At 61.3% G+C, this 15,887-nt stretch carries 13 protein-coding genes; 6 read left to right on the top strand and 7 right to left on the bottom strand.

The window, feature by feature from the left end; translation table 11 throughout:
- Window positions 1-123: 123 nt before the first annotated feature.
- The 4 genes from LBF07_RS16880 to LBF07_RS16870 all read left to right on the top strand — a co-directional run bounded on the left by LBF07_RS16880 (window position 124) and on the right by LBF07_RS16870 (window position 2,467).
- Window positions 124-1,104, top strand: coding sequence for an IS5-like element ISKpn26 family transposase (locus LBF07_RS16880; RefSeq protein WP_016156491.1), 981 nt, complete (start codon window positions 124-126; stop codon window positions 1,102-1,104).
- Window positions 1,086-1,268: a hypothetical protein gene (locus tag LBF07_RS24760; RefSeq protein WP_342707342.1), complete on the top strand. Its 183-nt coding sequence runs from the start codon at window positions 1,086-1,088 to the stop codon at window positions 1,266-1,268. Before LBF07_RS16880 ends, LBF07_RS24760 begins: the two co-directional genes overlap by 19 nt.
- A 178-nt stretch (window positions 1,269-1,446) precedes the next feature.
- Window positions 1,447-2,040 (top strand): hypothetical protein, encoded by a 594-nt coding sequence (locus tag LBF07_RS16875; protein ID WP_094935794.1) that lies wholly within the window; start codon window positions 1,447-1,449, stop codon window positions 2,038-2,040.
- Window position 2,041: 1 nt separating this feature from the next.
- Window positions 2,042-2,467, top strand: coding sequence for a VOC family protein (locus tag LBF07_RS16870; RefSeq protein WP_094935793.1), 426 nt, complete (start codon window positions 2,042-2,044; stop codon window positions 2,465-2,467).
- A 16-nt stretch (window positions 2,468-2,483) separates the two neighbouring features.
- On the opposite strand, the gene LBF07_RS16865 is transcribed toward LBF07_RS16870, so the two are convergent.
- The 3 genes from LBF07_RS16865 to LBF07_RS16855 are packed head-to-tail and all read right to left on the bottom strand — an operon-like array spanning window position 2,484 to window position 5,534.
- Window positions 2,484-3,347: an HlyD family secretion protein gene (locus LBF07_RS16865; protein ID WP_094935792.1), complete on the bottom strand. Its 864-nt coding sequence runs from the start codon at window positions 3,345-3,347 to the stop codon at window positions 2,484-2,486.
- Entirely contained in the window at window positions 3,344-3,559 is a 216-nt protein-coding gene (locus tag LBF07_RS16860; RefSeq protein WP_033144858.1) for a DUF1656 domain-containing protein, read from the bottom strand. The genes LBF07_RS16865 and LBF07_RS16860 overlap by 4 nt, the downstream gene beginning before the upstream one ends.
- A complete protein-coding gene (locus LBF07_RS16855) occupies window positions 3,552-5,534 on the bottom strand; it encodes an FUSC family protein (RefSeq protein WP_094935791.1) in 1,983 nt (660 codons plus the stop codon). The genes LBF07_RS16860 and LBF07_RS16855 overlap by 8 nt, the downstream gene beginning before the upstream one ends.
- A 76-nt stretch (window positions 5,535-5,610) precedes the next feature.
- On the opposite strand from LBF07_RS16855, the gene LBF07_RS16850 reads away from it, so the two are divergent.
- The gene (locus LBF07_RS16850) at window positions 5,611-6,405 is read left to right on the top strand and encodes a helix-turn-helix domain-containing protein (protein ID WP_094935790.1); all 795 of its coding nucleotides are present in this window, start codon (window positions 5,611-5,613) and stop codon (window positions 6,403-6,405) included.
- Here the strand turns inward: LBF07_RS16850 and LBF07_RS16845 are convergent.
- A complete protein-coding gene (locus LBF07_RS16845) occupies window positions 6,402-7,292 on the bottom strand; it encodes an oxidoreductase (RefSeq protein WP_094935789.1) in 891 nt (296 codons plus the stop codon). The genes LBF07_RS16850 and LBF07_RS16845 overlap by 4 nt on opposite strands.
- A gap of 105 nt (window positions 7,293-7,397) precedes the next feature.
- Here LBF07_RS16845 and LBF07_RS16840 point away from each other — a divergent pair, with 105 nt between their 5' ends.
- Entirely contained in the window at window positions 7,398-8,519 is a 1,122-nt protein-coding gene (locus tag LBF07_RS16840; protein ID WP_094935788.1) for a YbdK family carboxylate-amine ligase, read from the top strand.
- Here the strand turns inward: LBF07_RS16840 and LBF07_RS16835 are convergent.
- The 3 genes from LBF07_RS16835 to LBF07_RS16825 form a co-directional block, all read right to left on the bottom strand.
- Window positions 8,449-11,604, bottom strand: coding sequence for an efflux RND transporter permease subunit (locus tag LBF07_RS16835; RefSeq protein WP_112778335.1), 3,156 nt, complete (start codon window positions 11,602-11,604; stop codon window positions 8,449-8,451). The genes LBF07_RS16840 and LBF07_RS16835 overlap by 71 nt on opposite strands.
- Before the next feature lie 9 nt (window positions 11,605-11,613).
- Entirely contained in the window at window positions 11,614-12,678 is a 1,065-nt protein-coding gene (locus tag LBF07_RS16830) for an efflux RND transporter periplasmic adaptor subunit (protein ID WP_094935786.1), read from the bottom strand.
- Between the two features lie 107 nt (window positions 12,679-12,785).
- Entirely contained in the window at window positions 12,786-15,494 is a 2,709-nt protein-coding gene (locus tag LBF07_RS16825) for a cation-transporting P-type ATPase (RefSeq protein ID WP_094935785.1), read from the bottom strand.
- Between the last annotated feature and the right edge of the window lie 393 nt (window positions 15,495-15,887).

Here is a 15,887-nt window from a genome sequence, read left to right as displayed (position 1 = left end):
GTGATAGGTGGCCGGAATCCTGCTGGTTAGAAGCAGGATTTCGACCTTACGCTAAGGAAGGTGCGAACAAGTTCCTGATATGAGATCATCATATTCATCCGGAGCGCATCCCAGAGGGACATCATGAGCCATCAACTCACCTTCGCCGATAGTGAATTCAGCACTAAGCGCCGTCAGACCCGAAAAGAGATTTTCCTCTCCCGCATGGAGCAGATTCTGCCATGGCAGAATATGACCGCTGTCATCGAGCCGTTTTATCCCAAGGCGGGCAATGGCCGACGGCCCTATCCGCTGGAGACCATGCTGCGTATTCACTGCATGCAGCATTGGTACAACCTGAGCGACGGTGCCATGGAAGATGCCCTGTACGAAATCGCCTCCATGCGCCTGTTTGCCCGATTATCCCTGGATAGCGCCCTGCCGGATCGCACCACCATCATGAATTTCCGCCACCTGCTCGAGCAGCATCAACTGGCCCGTCAATTGTTCAAGACCATCAATCGCTGGCTGGCCGAAGCAGGCGTCATGATGACCCAAGGCACTTTGGTGGATGCCACCATCATTGAGGCACCCAGCTCGACCAGGAACAAAGAGCAGCAACGCGATCCGGAGATGCATCAGACCAAGAAAGGCAATCAGTGGCACTTTGGCATGAAGGCCCACATTGGTGTCGATGCCAAGAGTGGCCTGACCCACAGCCTGGTCACCACCGCGGCCAACGAGCATGACCTCAATCAGCTGGGTAATCTGCTTCATGGAGAGGAGCAATTTGTCTCAGCCGATGCCGGCTACCAGGGAGCGCCACAGCGCGAGGAGCTGGCCGAGGTGGATGTGGACTGGCTGATCGCCGAGCGTCCCGGCAGGGTAAAAACCTTGAAGCAGCATCCGCGCAAGAACAAAACGGCCATCAACATCGAATACATGAAAGCCAGCATCCGTGCCAGGGTGGAGCACCCGTTTCGCATCATCAAGCGGCAGTTCGGCTTCGTGAAAGCCAGATACAAGGGGCTGCTGAAAAACGATAACCAACTGGCGATGTTATTCACCCTGGCCAACCTGTTTCGGGTGGACCAAATGATACGTCAGTGGGAGAGATCTCAGTAAAAACCGGAAATAACGCCAGAAATGGTGGAAAAAATAGCCTAAATAGGCTGATTCGATGTGTTTGCGGGAAAAAAATCGGCCCAGATCCGCGAAATTTTAATCAGCGAGTCAGCTTGGGAAGAAATGACCTGCTTATTCGCACCTTCCCTCTCTATCAAACCTGAATGGGCAACAAGAAAGCGCAAAGAAATCACTGAGCTCCTCCATTCGCAAAGAAGCGAACGTGGTTAACCCAACCGGCTCGTTACATTTACTTCCCTGTTGCCCTCTCTTTTCCTGGTAATTGCCTGCGACACACCATCTGTTACTCTGGCAGGACGCAAGGGATGACAAGGAAGAGAGATGCTAAACCCTGGATTCGTTACCCGCAAAGCGCTTGCTCAGTGGAAAGATGTTCCCGCTTTTCTCCCCCAGTTCCAGTTTCATGAAAAACACCTGACGGTCATTCACACTAGCCGCCCTGAAAATATTCTGCCAATGATTGCCAGCTTTGACGTCCGGCAAGATGCCGTGATTCGGCGGTTAATGTCATTGCGTCAAATACCGCAAAAATTTCTGCGCAACCAGCAGCCTGACTCGATCGGCAACTTTGGTTTGCACAGTTTTACCCTTTTGAAGAACTCTGCATCTGAGCTCTGCTATGGCTTAAGAGGGCAATTCTGGCGTACCGATTTCGGTCTGGAAAACGTGCCGGATGCCAGTGTTTTTCAGACCCCAGCCGAGCCGGGCAGCGCGAAACTGTTGCTGCGCTACAAGGTAACGGAGCTGGCGCCCGGCAAACATGAGCTCTCTACGGAAACATTCATCTATTGTCCGGACAGACGCACTCGACTAAAAATGTCGGCTTACTGGCTGATAATACGGGCGGGAAGCGGCTGGATCCGTAAAAGGACGCTGAAGGCTGTTAAATCGAATATTGAAGGACGGGAGTCATAAGATGCTGGCTTATATCACAATAGGTACAAACCACTTTCAGCGCTCCGTGAATTTTTATGACGCAGTTTTTAACGTTCTGGGCTATTCACGTCTGCCGGCATGGACTGAAGGCTGGGCAATGTGGGGAGATGAAAATAATCCCGGCGAGGGGTTCAGCTTCTGTCTTTGTCCTCCTTTTGACCAGCAGCCCGCGACGGCAGGAAACGGGACAATGTTCGCATTCAGTGCAGATAATGCGGATCTTGTCAGACGGTTCCATGCAGCTGGCCTCCTTGCGGGAGGAACGGATGAAGGCGAGCCTGGTACGCGAAGCGCGTACGGCCCCGACTTTTATGTTGCCTATCTGCGCGATCCTGACGGGCATAAGCTCGCATGCGTTTATCAGCATTACTCTTCTGAAGCCAACAAGTTTGTAGACAAGGAATAGTCGCTTCAATCCTTATCTACCGCCGCACCGCCACGCTCGCCGACAGCCCTGCCACCAGCTCAACGCCCTCCGGTAACCTGTCGATATGAATGCGCACCGGCACGCGCTGCGCCAGGCGCACCCAGCTAAAGGTGGGCTCGACGTCGGGCAGACCCAGCCCGCCCGCCTCATCGTTGCTGTCCCCGATCCCATGCCCGATGCTCTCCACGTGGCCCGTGATGACCGGCTCGTAGCCCATCAGCACCACCTGCGCGGCATCCCCGACGCGAATATGGCGCAGCTTAGTCTCCTCAAAGTACCCCACCACCCAGAAGCTATGGGCATCAACGATGGCGACCTTTGTCTCCCCCGCCGTCGCGTAGTCTCCGGGGCGAAGCCGCAGGTGCGTGACGTACCCCGAGACCGGCGCGCGCACGGTGGCGTGCGCCAGATTCAGCTCTGCCAGATCCAGCGCGGCCAGCGCGCCGTGATAATTGGCCGCCGCGACGTTCGCCGCGCTGCCGGTTTGCTGTAAATCCTCGCTCGAGATGGCGTTTTTAATCAGCTTGCGTCGGTGGGCCGCGTCCTGGCGCATCAGCATCTCATGGCGTTTCGACTCGACGTCCGCCTGCGCGCTGCCCACCGCCAGCTTAAGCCAGCGCGGATCGATGGTGTAAAGCACATCGCCCCGGTTCACCCACTGATTGTCCCGCACGGCCACGCTGATGACCGGCCCGGAGACGTCCGGCGCAATATGCACCACGTCCGCCCGCACGCGGCCGTCGCGGGTCCACGGCGTTTGCGCGTAGTGTTTCCACATCATAAACGCCAGAAGCATGGCCGCCGCGGCCGCGCTTAAGGTCAGCGCATAGCGAGCCAGTAAAGAGAGCAGTGATTTCATGACAATAACCCCAACGCGGTCAGACCCTGCATCAGCAGGAAAAAAGTGACAATCCAGGTTGAAACATCCATCAGCGGGCGAAACGGCAAGCGCCGGTAGAGCCTGCTGAGCGAGAAAAGCGCGACGAGGCCCAGCGTGCAGACCAGCGCCGCGAGGGCGACCATCAGCAGCCCCGGAATAAAAACCCCGCCGATATTGAGATCGTTAACCATTGTCTGGCCCCCGTAATGCACAGTGCAGATCCACCAGCCTGAAGACCAATTGCCGCGCGTGTTCATCTGCCGCAGGCAGTTGGCGCTCGATAATAGCGGCAATGCGTTCGCGCAAGGCGTTGCGGTCCGCGGCGTTTAACCGATGAAAAAGCGCGTCAACCTCCCTGCCGGGCGGTGCGTCACTGCGGCGTAAATGCATGACCGCCAGCCCCAGACGCAGCGCGTGCAGCAGCCGATCGAGCGCCTGCTCCGGCGCGCGCGCGCTGCGCTGTAAACGCGGCAGCAACAGGGCGGTTCGGTCCATCATCAGGTTGATCCAGTGCGTTTCATCAACCCGCAGCGTGCCCTTCACGCTGCGGCGAATGTCGCGCTGGCAGAGGTTCAGCAGACGCGCGATGGCGCCGTCCGCCTGCACGGTTTGAAGCAGGCTCATGCTGACGACGGCAAAACCGGTCGCGGCAAAGAGCGCGATGGCGGTGTTGGCCGCAACGGCGAAGTCTCCGCTGTAGTGCGCCCCCAGCTCGCACAGAATGGGCAGCGTCAGGGTGATGCCCATCGCCATAAACGTGGTGGGCGGGCGCGCCTGAAGCGACCCGGCCAGCAGATACGCCGGGGCAAGCACCGCCACCAGTACCGGGAAATCGCTTACCTGCGGCAGCAGCGCAAAGCTGTAGAACAGGCTAATGACCACGCCCCAGAATGAGCCAATGATGTATTTCACGATATGCGGCGCCGGGGTGTCGAAGCTGCCAAACAGCGTGCAGCAGACGCCGAGTATCGAAACCGCCGTACCGCCATCCGGCCACGCCGAGAAGATCCAGACCAGACAGCCGCTCAGGATGATGCCGAAAGCCCCCAGCGCCGTGCGGGCGGCAGTAAGAGGATCGCGATGGAAAACGTAGCCTTTCGCCGCGCGGGTTTGCACCTTCCCAAACACGGGTTTTGCACGGTGGATGGCCCCGGAAAGACGTTCGCACTGCTGCAGAAGCGCGATCGCCTCCGAGAGGTAGCGGATAAAACTGACCTGCAGCGCGTCGTCAAACGTCTGCGCCTGCGCGGCATACCGATCGATGAGAAGCGCACAGCGGAGCCGCAGCGACTCTGCCGTACTGCCGGCATCAGTGCCTTCAGCGGCAAGCCAGGCCTGAACGTCGCCCATCAACGCCTGCACGTCGGCGGGCAGGGTTCCGCTCGCTGGCAGGCGATCGTGTAGTTCACAGTTGACGATAACCAGCCGCGCCAGCCGGTCGTGGATCGCTTTTCTGGCCTGCCGCACCGGGGCTGAAAGGGCAAAGTCATACGGAATATGGTGGCTGATGCCCTGCAGGAACTGCAGCGCCAGAGCCAGATGCAGGGGGCCGGAAGCCGCGTCGGGTTTGCCTGATAGGGTGTCCGCCACCCGCCCGCGCGCGGCCTGTAGCGTCTGGGATAATTTAGCGTTGAACTGGCCCGATACGCGCGCGGGCAGCACGTAGCGGTGGATCAGCGCCGCGCAGAAAATCCCAATCGAGATCTCCTGCACGCGGACAATGGCGACGTTAAAGATGCCGCCGGGATCGGACACCGCGGGAAAACCAATCAGGCTCGCGGTGTAGCCCGCCAGCACAAACGCGTAAGCCCGGGGCGTGCGTTCCAGCAGGGAGAGCCACAGGCAGAATACGATCCAGCCCGTCAGCACCACGCTGCACAGGACTGGCGTATTTGCGAAGGCAGGTACAATCACAACGGTCGCGCTGGCACCCGCCACGGTGCCGGCCAGCCGGTAGAGGCTTCTGCTCAGCGATGCGCCGACCGACGTCTGCGACACGATGTAAACCGTAATAATGGCCCACGAGGGACGCTCAAGACCGATCGACAGCGCGAGGTAATAAGCCAGCATCGCCGCGGCAAAGCTCTTCGCAGAGTAGATCAGCGCGCCCGCATCGTTTCGCAGCGCGGCGGGGAGACGCACGGGATGAGAGAAAATGTTTTTCATCCCGGGATTATTACCGGCTTGCAGATCCGCTTAAATACTCTATTCTGTCAAAAAATACCTAAATGTTGCCAGAATCGTGAAGCCTCAACCTGCTACTACGCTGTATGACCCCGACTCTACCGCCAGCCCGGCGGTGGCGCGTCATCTGGACTTCGTGGACTACGCCGCGGAAGTGCCGGTGCATACCCACCGCAAGGGCCAGCTGATTATTGCCCGATACGGTGCGGTCAGCTGTTACGCGGAAAATGACATCTGGATCGTGCCGCCGGACTGCGCCGTCTGGATCCCCGGCGGGATCCCGCACAGCGCCAAAGCGACCTGGAACGCGCATCTTAACTATCTGTTTATTGAGCCCGGCGCGGCGGCGCTGCCGGAGAGATGCTGCACCCTGGCGATCTCGCCGCTGATTAAGGAGCTGGTCGATCGTCTGACGCGCGAGGGCGTGGATTATCCCCCCGACGGCCACGTCGCCAGATTGACCCGGGTCACGCTTGACGAGCTCGCCAGCATGCCGCAGCAGAAGCTAAGCCTGCCGGTCTCAACCGATCCGAAAATTCGCGCCATGGCGGACGCGCTGGTCAGCCGTCCTGAGGACAGAAGCACCCTGAAGGACTGGGCGAAACGGCTCGCCCTCAGCGAGCGATCGTTTGCCCGCCTGATGCAGCGCGAAACCGGGCTGAGCTTCGGGCGCTGGCGGCAGCAGCTGCATTTGATTATTGCCCTGCGGGAGCTGGCCAGCGGCGTGCCCGTCCAGAACGTGGCGGCAACGCTCGGGTATGAATCGGTGAATGCGTTTATCACCATGTTCCGAAAAGCGATGGGCAGCACGCCCGCCAACTACTTTGCCGAACGGAAAAACAGCGGCCGTTAGCCCGGCCCCTCGCTCCCCGCCGCCAGCAGCGGCACCACCACGTCGCTGATGGGCACCGCAATCCCGTGCTTGCGGCCGTAGCGCTGGATCACGCCGTTGCGGATATCCCACTCCATCGGGCGATTGGCCTGACGGTCGGCCAGGATCGAGGTGCCCAGGTCTTCAGGCGCACGCTGAAAGTTTGCCAGGATCTCCTGCGCCACGTCATCGTCCAGCTTCGCCCCTTCGGCGCGGGCGACGGTAAGCCCCTCGCGCAGGTAGGACAGCGCAAGCTCGCTGATATCCTCGCGCCTGAACATCCCGGCGCGGCGGTTAGAAAGCACCATCAGCCCGGCGACCGCGTTTTGCAGCAGCTTGCGCCAGGCGACGGAGGCGAAATCTGTCGAGAGTTCAACCGCGCAGCGCGTACCGCGAAGCGCCTCCACCACCCGCTGCGCCTGCGGCACGTCCGGCAGCGTCAGGCGCGGTTTGGCGCGCAGCCAGACGGAGGCATCCGGCTCGCGCTGGGCCGGGAACCAGACCACCGACGGCAGCACCGTCGCGCCGTTAACCCACGGCTCAAGCTGGGCTTTTTGCTCCACGCCGTTTTGCAGGGCGCAGACCACGGTGTTTTCATCGCACAGCGCGCGCAGCCACCCGGCGCTGTCGGCGTTCTGGGTAGTTTTCACTGCGATGAAAACCAGAGCCACTGGCTGCCTGATGACGGCCGGATCGGTTAATACCGGACCGGGTACCACGGTTTCACCCTCGTCGTGGCGCAGGCGTAATTCCGGGTGCGCGGTGCGTCCGCACAGCAGCGGCGTGCGGCCAACGTCATGCAGCACCGCGGCGATGGTGGTACCAATTGCGCCAGGCCCAATCAGCGCAATCACTGGATTGTCAGACATGGTTAACTCCCCTTTTCGCTAAGCCTGCTAACAGTTATACCACCCTGAAAAGTGAGCGCCACGTCGTTGTCTATACTCAACACACTACAGACAACGGAGTGCGCCATGCCTTTACCCGATTTTAAGTCCTCTGAACCTTTCACCCTCGGCATCGAACTCGAACTGCAGGTGGTTAACCCGCCGGGCTACGATCTGAGCCAGGACTCCTCCGCGCTCATCGCCGCCGTCAAAGACGACATCAAAGGCGGCGAGGTCAAACACGATATCACCGAAAGCATGCTCGAAATCGCCACCGGCGTGTGCCAGAACATCGATCAGGCGGCGGCGCAGTTCTCGGTGATGCAGCAGAGCATCCTGCGCGCGGCGGCGGAGCAGCATATCCAGATCTGCGGTGGCGGGACGCACCCGTTCCAGAAGTGGCAGCGTCAGGAGGTGTGCGACGACGAGCGCTATAACGTCACGCTGGAGCGCTTTGGCTACCTGATTTTGCAGGCGACGGTGTTCGGCCAGCACGTGCACGTCGGCTGCAGGACCGGGGACGACGCGATTTACCTGCTGCACGGCCTGTCGCGATTCGTGCCGCACTTTATCGCCCTGGCGGCCGCCTCGCCGTATATGCAGGGCACGGACACGAAGTTCTCCTCGTCGCGGCTCAACATCTTCTCGGGATTTCCGGATAACGGCCAGATGCCGTGGGTCAACAGCTGGCAGGAGTTCGAGGGGCTGTTCCGCCGCCTGAGTTCCACCAGCATGATCGACAGCATTAAGGATCTGCACTGGGATATTCGCCCCAGCCCGCACTTCGGCACCGTCGAGGTCCGGGTGATGGATACGCCGCTGACGCTCGGCCACGCCATTAACATCGCCGGGCTTATCCAGGCGACGTCGCACTGGCTGCTGACTACGCGGCCCTATAAGCATCAGGAAAAAGATTTTCTGCTGTACCGCTTTAACCGTTTTCAGGCCTGTCGCTACGGGCTGGAGGGGATCCTGACGGATGTGCATACCGGCGAGCACAAAACCTTGGCGGAAGACATTGCGTGGCTGCTGGAGCAGGTTGCGCCGTCGGCCGAGAAGCTCGGCGCGACGAGCGCAATCAATGAAATTGCCCTGCTGTTAAAGCAGGGCAAGAGCGAGGCGCAGCGCATGCGGGAGTTTATCGCCGACGGCGGCTCGCTGATTTCTCTGGTTCAGAAGCACTGCGAGCTGTGGGCGACGAGTCCGTAAGGCCGTGCCCCCACTCCCGCAGGCGCTGGAACAGCACGAACAGCGCGGGGATAAACACAATCCCCACCACGGTCGCCACCAGCATGCCGCTGAAGACCGTGGTGCCGATGATGCGGCGGCTCTGGGCCCCCGCCCCGGTCGCCAGCATCATCGGCAAAACGCCGATAATGAACGACACGGCGGTCATCATCACCGCGCGGAAGCGGCGCGAGGCCCCTTCCCGCGCGGCATCGACAATCGCCATTCCGTCCATACGCCGCGCGCGGGCGAACTCGACGATAAGAATCGCGTTCTTGGCCGCTAACGCGATCAGCAATACCAGACCAATCTGCACGTACACGTCGTTGGCGTAGCCCGCCAGCCACAGCCAGACCAGCGCCCCACCGAGGGCGAACAGCACCGAGAGCATCACGCTCGCCGGGAGCGTCCAGCTCTCGTACTGGGCGACGAGGAACAGCCACGCCATCACCACCGCCGCCAGCACGATCCACATCGCCTGATTGCCGGTCTGCTGCTCCTGGTACGACATGCCGCTCCAGGCGTAGTCGTAGCCGGCTGGCAGGCTCTGCGCCAGAATCTCGCCCATCGCCGCCATGGCGGTGCTGCTGCTCACTCCAGCCGCTGCCGAGCCGCTCACCGACACGGACGGGAACTGGTTGTACTGCTGCAGGAACGGCGCCCCGACGGTCGGCGTGATGGTGACGAGGTTGCTCAGGCGCACCCGCTCGCCGCTGTTGCTGCGCACGAACAGCTCGCCGATCTGCTCGGCGCGCTCGCGCCACTGCATCTCGTTCTGCATCACCACGTGGTAGACGCGGTTGTTGATGCTGAAATCCCCGGCGCGGGTGCCGCCAAAGGCGGTTTGCAGGCTGCTAAAGATGCGCGATACCGGCACGTCGAGGCGGGCGGCGCGCTCGCGGTCAACGGTCAGCGTCAGCTGCGGCACGTTGCTGCTCCAGGTGGTGAACACGCGGCTCAGCTGCGGGTGCTGGTTGGCTTTCATCAGCACCTCGCGGGTGACGCGCTCCAGCTCCGCCGGGCTCTGCCCCGCCTGAGACTGGATACGCAGGTCGAAGCCCGAGGCGTTGCCCAGCCCCGGCAGCGTCGGCGGCGCGAAGGTCATGATGGTCGCCTCCGGCAGGGCCAGCAGCTGGCGCTGAAGGGTACCCATCACCTCATCCAGCGGCGGACGCTCGCTCCAGTCCTTGAGCATGATGGAGATAAACCCGCCGTTGGAGGCGCTGGTGCCGTTGAGGATGTTAAACCCGGAGACCTGAATCACGTCTTCCACCGCCGGATTTTGGGCGATCAGCTCCCGCGCGGTGGTCATCACCGCTTCGGTGCGCTCCAGCGAAGCCGCTTCCGGCAGCTGAACGCTGGCGAAGAAGTAGCCCTGGTCCTCCTGCGGCAGGAAGCCTTTTGGCATCGACGTAAAGCTGAACGCCACCACGGCCGCCGCGCCTGCGGTGGCCAGCAGCGCCAGCCACGGGCGAAGGTTGAAGACAGTCACGATGCGGGTGTAGACGCCACGCGTGGCCTCCAGCCCCCGGTTGAACCCACGGAAAATCGCCGCGGGCTGCACCGGGCGCGGACGCAGGAGCATCGCGCACAGGGCGGGCGTCAGGGTCAGCGCCACGAGGCTTGAGAGCGTGACGGCGGTGGAGAGCGTCACCGCAAACTGGCGGTACAGCTCGCCGACAATCCCCGGCAGGAGCGCTACCGGCACAAACACCGCCAGCAGCACCAGCGTCGTGGCGATGACCGGCCCGGCGATCTGGCGCAGCGCCAGCGCGGTCGCCGCCGTGCGGCTCTGCCCTTCCGCCATCAGCGTTTCGACGCTCTCCACCACCACGATGGCGTCATCCACCACCATGGTCAGCGCCAGAATAATGGCGAACAGGCTGAGCGTGTTGGCGGAGTAGCCGAGCGTGTAGAGCACCGCGAAGGTGCCCACCAGCGATACCGGAATGGCGAGCGCGACAATCAGCGTCGCGCGCCAGCTTTGCAGGAACAGGGACACCACGACCACCACCGCCAGCATCGTCAGCGCCAGCGAGACGCCGATCTCTTTAATGGTGGCGGCCACAAAGGAGGTGGTGTCGAATTTCACCTCGTAGACCAGATCGTCCGGGAAGCGTGTGGACAACCGTTCCAGCTCCGCGCGCACCGCGTCGGCCACGCGCAGGGCGTTGGCGGACGGCGTCGGGTAGATGCCGAGATAGGCGGAGTCGTGCCCGTTCAGCTGCGCGCCGGAGCTGTAGCTGCGCGAGCCGAGCTCAATGGTGGCGACGTCCTTCAGTCGCACCAGCTGGCCCATCTCGCCCGCGCGGATGATAATGTCGGCAAAGTCTTCGGCCTGGCTTAAGCGCCCCAGGCCGTTGATGGTCAGGGTCTGCTGCTGGCCGTTAAACACCGGCGGCGTGCCGACCTGGCCTGCCGCACCCTGCACGTTCTGCTCGCGCAGCGCCTGCGCCACGTCGTCGGTGGTGACGTTCAGGGCATTCATGCGGTCCGGACGCAGCCAGATGCGCATGCTGTAGTCGCGCGCGCCAAACATCTGCACCTGCCCGACGCCCGGCAGGCGAGACAGCGCCTCGCGCACCTGGGTGCTGGCGTAGTTGCTCACAAACAGCGGCGTGTGGGTGTTGTCCGGTGAGTAAAGACTTACCCCCATCATCAGGTTGGTGGCGCGCTTGCGCACCTGCACGCCGTTTTGCTGCGCCTCGGTCGGGAGCTGCGCCACGGCCTGCGCCACGCGGTTCTGTACGTCGATGGCGGCGAGGTCCGGATCGGTGCCCGCCGCGAAGGTGATGTTCAGGCTGTACGAGCCTTCGTCCGAGCTGGTGGACTCCATGTAGAGCATGTGATCCACGCCGTTCAGCTGGGTCTCCAGCGGCGTGGCGATAGCCTCCGCCACGTCAGCCGAGCTGGCGCCCGGCCAGCTGGCAGACACATTCACCACCGGCGGCGCGATCTGCGGGTACTGCTCCACCGGGATAATCCTCAGCGCAATGGCCCCCGCCAGGGTGATGACCAGCGCAATCACCATCGCGAAGCGCGGGCGTTTGATGAAAAACGTCAGCATGATGGCTCCTTAATTCAGTATCTGGACGGCCGTGCCTGGCTGCACGCGCTGCGCGCCGTCAGTAATCGCTCGCTCACCGGGCTTCACGCCGGAGGTAATCCGGAACTTCTGGCCGATCTGTCCGGCGACCTTCAGCGGGCGCATTTCGGCTTTGCCGTCGGCGTTAACCACCCAGGCAAAGAACCCGTCGCCGTTCTGCTGGACCGCCGCGGCGGGCAGGGTCAGAGCCGGCTGCTCGCTGGCCGGGCGCAGCGTCACGTTCACGCTGCCGCCGGGCAGCAGCTGATGGCGCGGGTTGGCAAACTCGGCGCGCAGCATCACGCTGGCGGTGCGCGGATCGATGCGGTTGTCCACGGACGTCAGCTCGCCGCTGACGCGCTGGCCGTTGCTGTCTATGAACGCCTGCCAGGCCTGCTTCATGGCGCTGATATCCGCATGCTGTCCGGCTTTGGTGGCAAACGCGCCCTCTTCCAGCGCAAAGGCGATGCGGATGGGATCGAGCTGCACCACCTCCACCAGCACGCCGCTGGCAGGGTTGACCAGGCTGCCGACGTGGAACTGGCTGTGCCCCACGCGACCGTCGATCGGCGAGGTAATGCGGGTGTAGTTCAGGGTGACATTACGGGTTTCGAGCCGGGCTTTGGCCTGCTCCAGCGCGGCGCTGGCGACGTCCCTTTGCATGCGGGCGTTGTCCACGTCGTGACGGCTGATGGCGTTGCTGCTGCCCAGGCTTTCAAAGCGGGACAGCTGCTGCTGCGCCTGGCGCAGCGTGGCTTCGGCGCTTCTCACCTCAGCCTGCGCCAGACGCAGGGCGGCGCGCGGCTCGGCGTCGTCCAGCTCGAACAGCAGGTCGCCTTTTTTCACGTACTGCCCGTCGCGGAAGTGGATTTTGGCGATCGCGCCTTCGGTACGCGCGCGCAGCTCAACGGTGTGGATGGCTTCGATGCGGCCCGGGATCTGGCGCTCGGCGGCGTGGGCGGTCTGCTCCACGGTGGCGACACGAACGGGGATGGCGGCAGCGAATACGGGTTGCAGGGTGCAGGCGAGGAGCGCGAACAGGAGTGGGAGTTTCATTAAGAGGTACCTTAGATGTGTTCCCCTCACCCCGGCCCTCTCCCACAGGGAGAGGGAGGTCAGAGTCCCCTCTCCCCGTGGGAGAGGGTTAGGGTGAGGGCAAAAGGTTATGCAGCCTTACGGAATCTGCGGGTCAGTCGCTTCTCGATTTCGACGACGAAGAACATCACGCCCGCTACCGCCAGGGTCACAAACCAGTAGCGCAGCGGCAGGGCTTCGGTGCCGAACAGCATCTGCATCAACGGCAGGTAGATAATCGCCGCCTGGAGCAGGAACAGCACGCCCGTCACCAGCCAGATCCCTTTGTTCGCCAGCAGGCCGCGGTTCAGGGAGAACCCTTCGGTGTTGCGGCAGTTAATCATGTACACCCACTGGGCGCAGACCAGCATCTGCAGCAGCACGGTGCGGATGAACTCCGCGCTGTGGCCGCGCGGGGCCAGCCAGGCTTCCAGCGCAAAGGCGGCGATGGCAATCATGGTGCCGACGAAGGCCACGCGCCAGACGGCGTAGGCGTCCATCACGTGCTGCCCGGTCTGACGCGGCGGACGACGCATGATGTTGCGCTCGGCGGCTTCGAAGGCCAGGCCGAAGGAGAGCGTGGCGGAAGTGGCCATGTTCATCCACAGGATCAGCACCGGCGTCAGCGGAATGATGTTCCCCGCCAGCAGCGCAATTACAATCAGCAGCCCCTGCGCGAGGTTGGTCGGCATGATGAACAGAATCGTCTTCTTCAGGTTGTCGTAAACGCGACGCCCCTCTTTCACCGCGCTGGCGATGGTGGCGAAGTTGTCGTCCGTCAGGACCATGTCCGCCGCCTCTTTGGTCACTTCCGTGCCCTTGATGCCCATCGCGATGCCGACGTCAGCCTGACGCAGCGCCGGGGCGTCGTTCACGCCGTCGCCGGTCATGCCGACGATTTCACCCTTGTCCTGCAGCGCTTTCACCAGGCGCAGCTTATGCTCCGGGCTGGTACGGGCGAAGATGTCATACTTCACCGCCGCTTCCGCCAGCGCGGCGTCGTCCATTTTCTCCAGCTCGTAGCCGGTGACCGCCTGCTCGCTGTTGGCGATCCCCAGCATCTGCCCGATGCTCATCGCCGTCTGCGGGTGATCCCCGGTGATCATCTTCACGCGGATCCCCGCCTGCTGGCAGGCGTTAATCGCATCAATGGCTTCCGGACGCGGCGGATCCATCATCCCGGCGATGCCGAGGAAGATCAGGCCGTGGCTCAGGTCGTCATGGGTCAGTTCCTGCTCGCCGTTCGCTGGCTTAAACGCCGCGGCGACCATGCGCAGCCCCTGACGCGCATAACGCTCCATCTCGGTTTCCCAGTACGCGCGGTTGAAGGCTTCCGCACCGTTGCGGGTCTGCTGCTGCGCGCACAGGGCGAAAATGACGTCCGGCGCGCCGGTGATCAGGATCTGCTCCTCACCGCCAATCTGGTAGTGGGTGCTCATGTACTTGTACTGCGAGTCGAACGGGATCTTGTTAACCAGCGTGGTCATGACCGGCTCAAGGCTGGCCTTCGCCGCCAGCACCTTCAGCGCGCCCTCGGTTGGGCCACCGGTGATGCCCCACAGGCCGCGCTCGTCCTGGATCAGCTGGCTGTCGTTGCACAGGTCGATGGTGCGCAGGTAGTGCTCCAGCACGGTGCCCGGCTGGATGTGCACCGGCTCATCGCTGCCTTCCAGGTAGATGTTGCCCACCGGCTCGTAGCTGTTGCCGTCCACGCGGTAGCAGGCGTCAGCGGTGATAATGGCTTTAACCGTCATCTCGTTCATGGTCAGGGTGCCGGTTTTATCCGAACAGACCACGGTCATCGCGCCGAGCGTTTCCACCGTCGGCAGCTTGCGGATAATCGCCCGCTTGCGCGCCATCGCCTGCACGCCCAGCGAGAGGATGATGGAGATAATCGCCGGCAGACCTTCCGGCACGGAGGCCACTGCCAGGCTAATCAGGGAGAGCAGCAGCTCGCCCATCGGGATCTCGCGGAACACCAGGCTGAAAACAAACAGCGCGGCCATCATCGCCAGAATAATCGCGAAGATCGCTTTACCCAGCTTGTCCATCTGAACCAGCAGCGGCGTGCGGTGCTTTTCGATACCCGCCATCATCTGGTTGATGTGGCCGAGTTCCGTATCCTTACCGGTCTCGGTGACCACGCCGACGCCGCCGCCCGCGCTTACGGTCGTTCCGGAGAAGACCATATTGGTGCGATCGCCCAGCGGCAGTTCGCCGCTCAGCGGATTAATATGTTTATCCACCACGGTGGATTCACCGGTCAGAATCGCCTCTTCCACGCGTAAATTATGCGCTTCGATTAAACGCATATCCGCCGGAATACGATCCCCCGCGCGTAATACAATAATATCGCCCGGGACTATTTCAGTTGTGGGTAGAGTTTCGTGATTGCCGTTACGAATAACGCGCGCCTCGCTGGAGAGCATATTGCGAATACTCTTCAGGGATTTTTCCGCGTTGCTTTCCTGAATATGGCCAATTAAAGCATTGATTACCGCCACGCCCAGAATAACCAGCGTATCAACCCAGTGGCCCATTACTGCCGTTAATACGGCGGCGGCCAGCAGGACATAAATCAGCACATCATTAAAATGGGCCAGGAAACGCAGCCAGGCGGGTTTGCCTTTTTTCTCCGGCAGCGCGTTCGGCCCTGTTTTTTGCAGACGCGCCTGCGCCTCTGCACGATCCAGACCGCTGGCCTGGCTCTGCGTGTGGGTGAGCACCTGCTCTACGGTCTGCTGGTATGCCAGCCCGCCGGAAGGCGGCACGTTTGGGGACACTTTTTTTTCGGTCATCGTATTTTTCCTTCAATATCCGGTGAACAGAAGCCTGAATTCCTTTCTGGCTAAATAAATTCATTTTTAAGTCTTGCGGGTAAAATTGATCTACCGCAATATAATGACTTCTCGGTTATTCAAAACTGATTAAAACTATTTCGATGGCCTGATTTTTACAAAATATTTCTAAACCAACACTAAACGAGGGGGAACCATGTGGGGTATTTATCGCGGACGCCGACTGGTGTTATACGTTATCGCGGCCATTGTTATTGCCACGTTAATTGGTTATAGCACTTATACATTTGTAAAATTATTTTCCTGACAAAGACATTTATTTACATAACGCGATATTAATATAAATGCCGGGTCGTATTTTGTTATTTATTCCCCAAATAATATCTTGGTTTT

The organism is Enterobacter cloacae complex sp. ECL352 (assembly GCF_020149545.1).
In the GTDB taxonomy this organism is placed as follows: domain Bacteria; phylum Pseudomonadota; class Gammaproteobacteria; order Enterobacterales; family Enterobacteriaceae; genus Enterobacter; species Enterobacter asburiae_B.
This window is presented reverse-complemented; position numbering and strand designations above follow the sequence as displayed.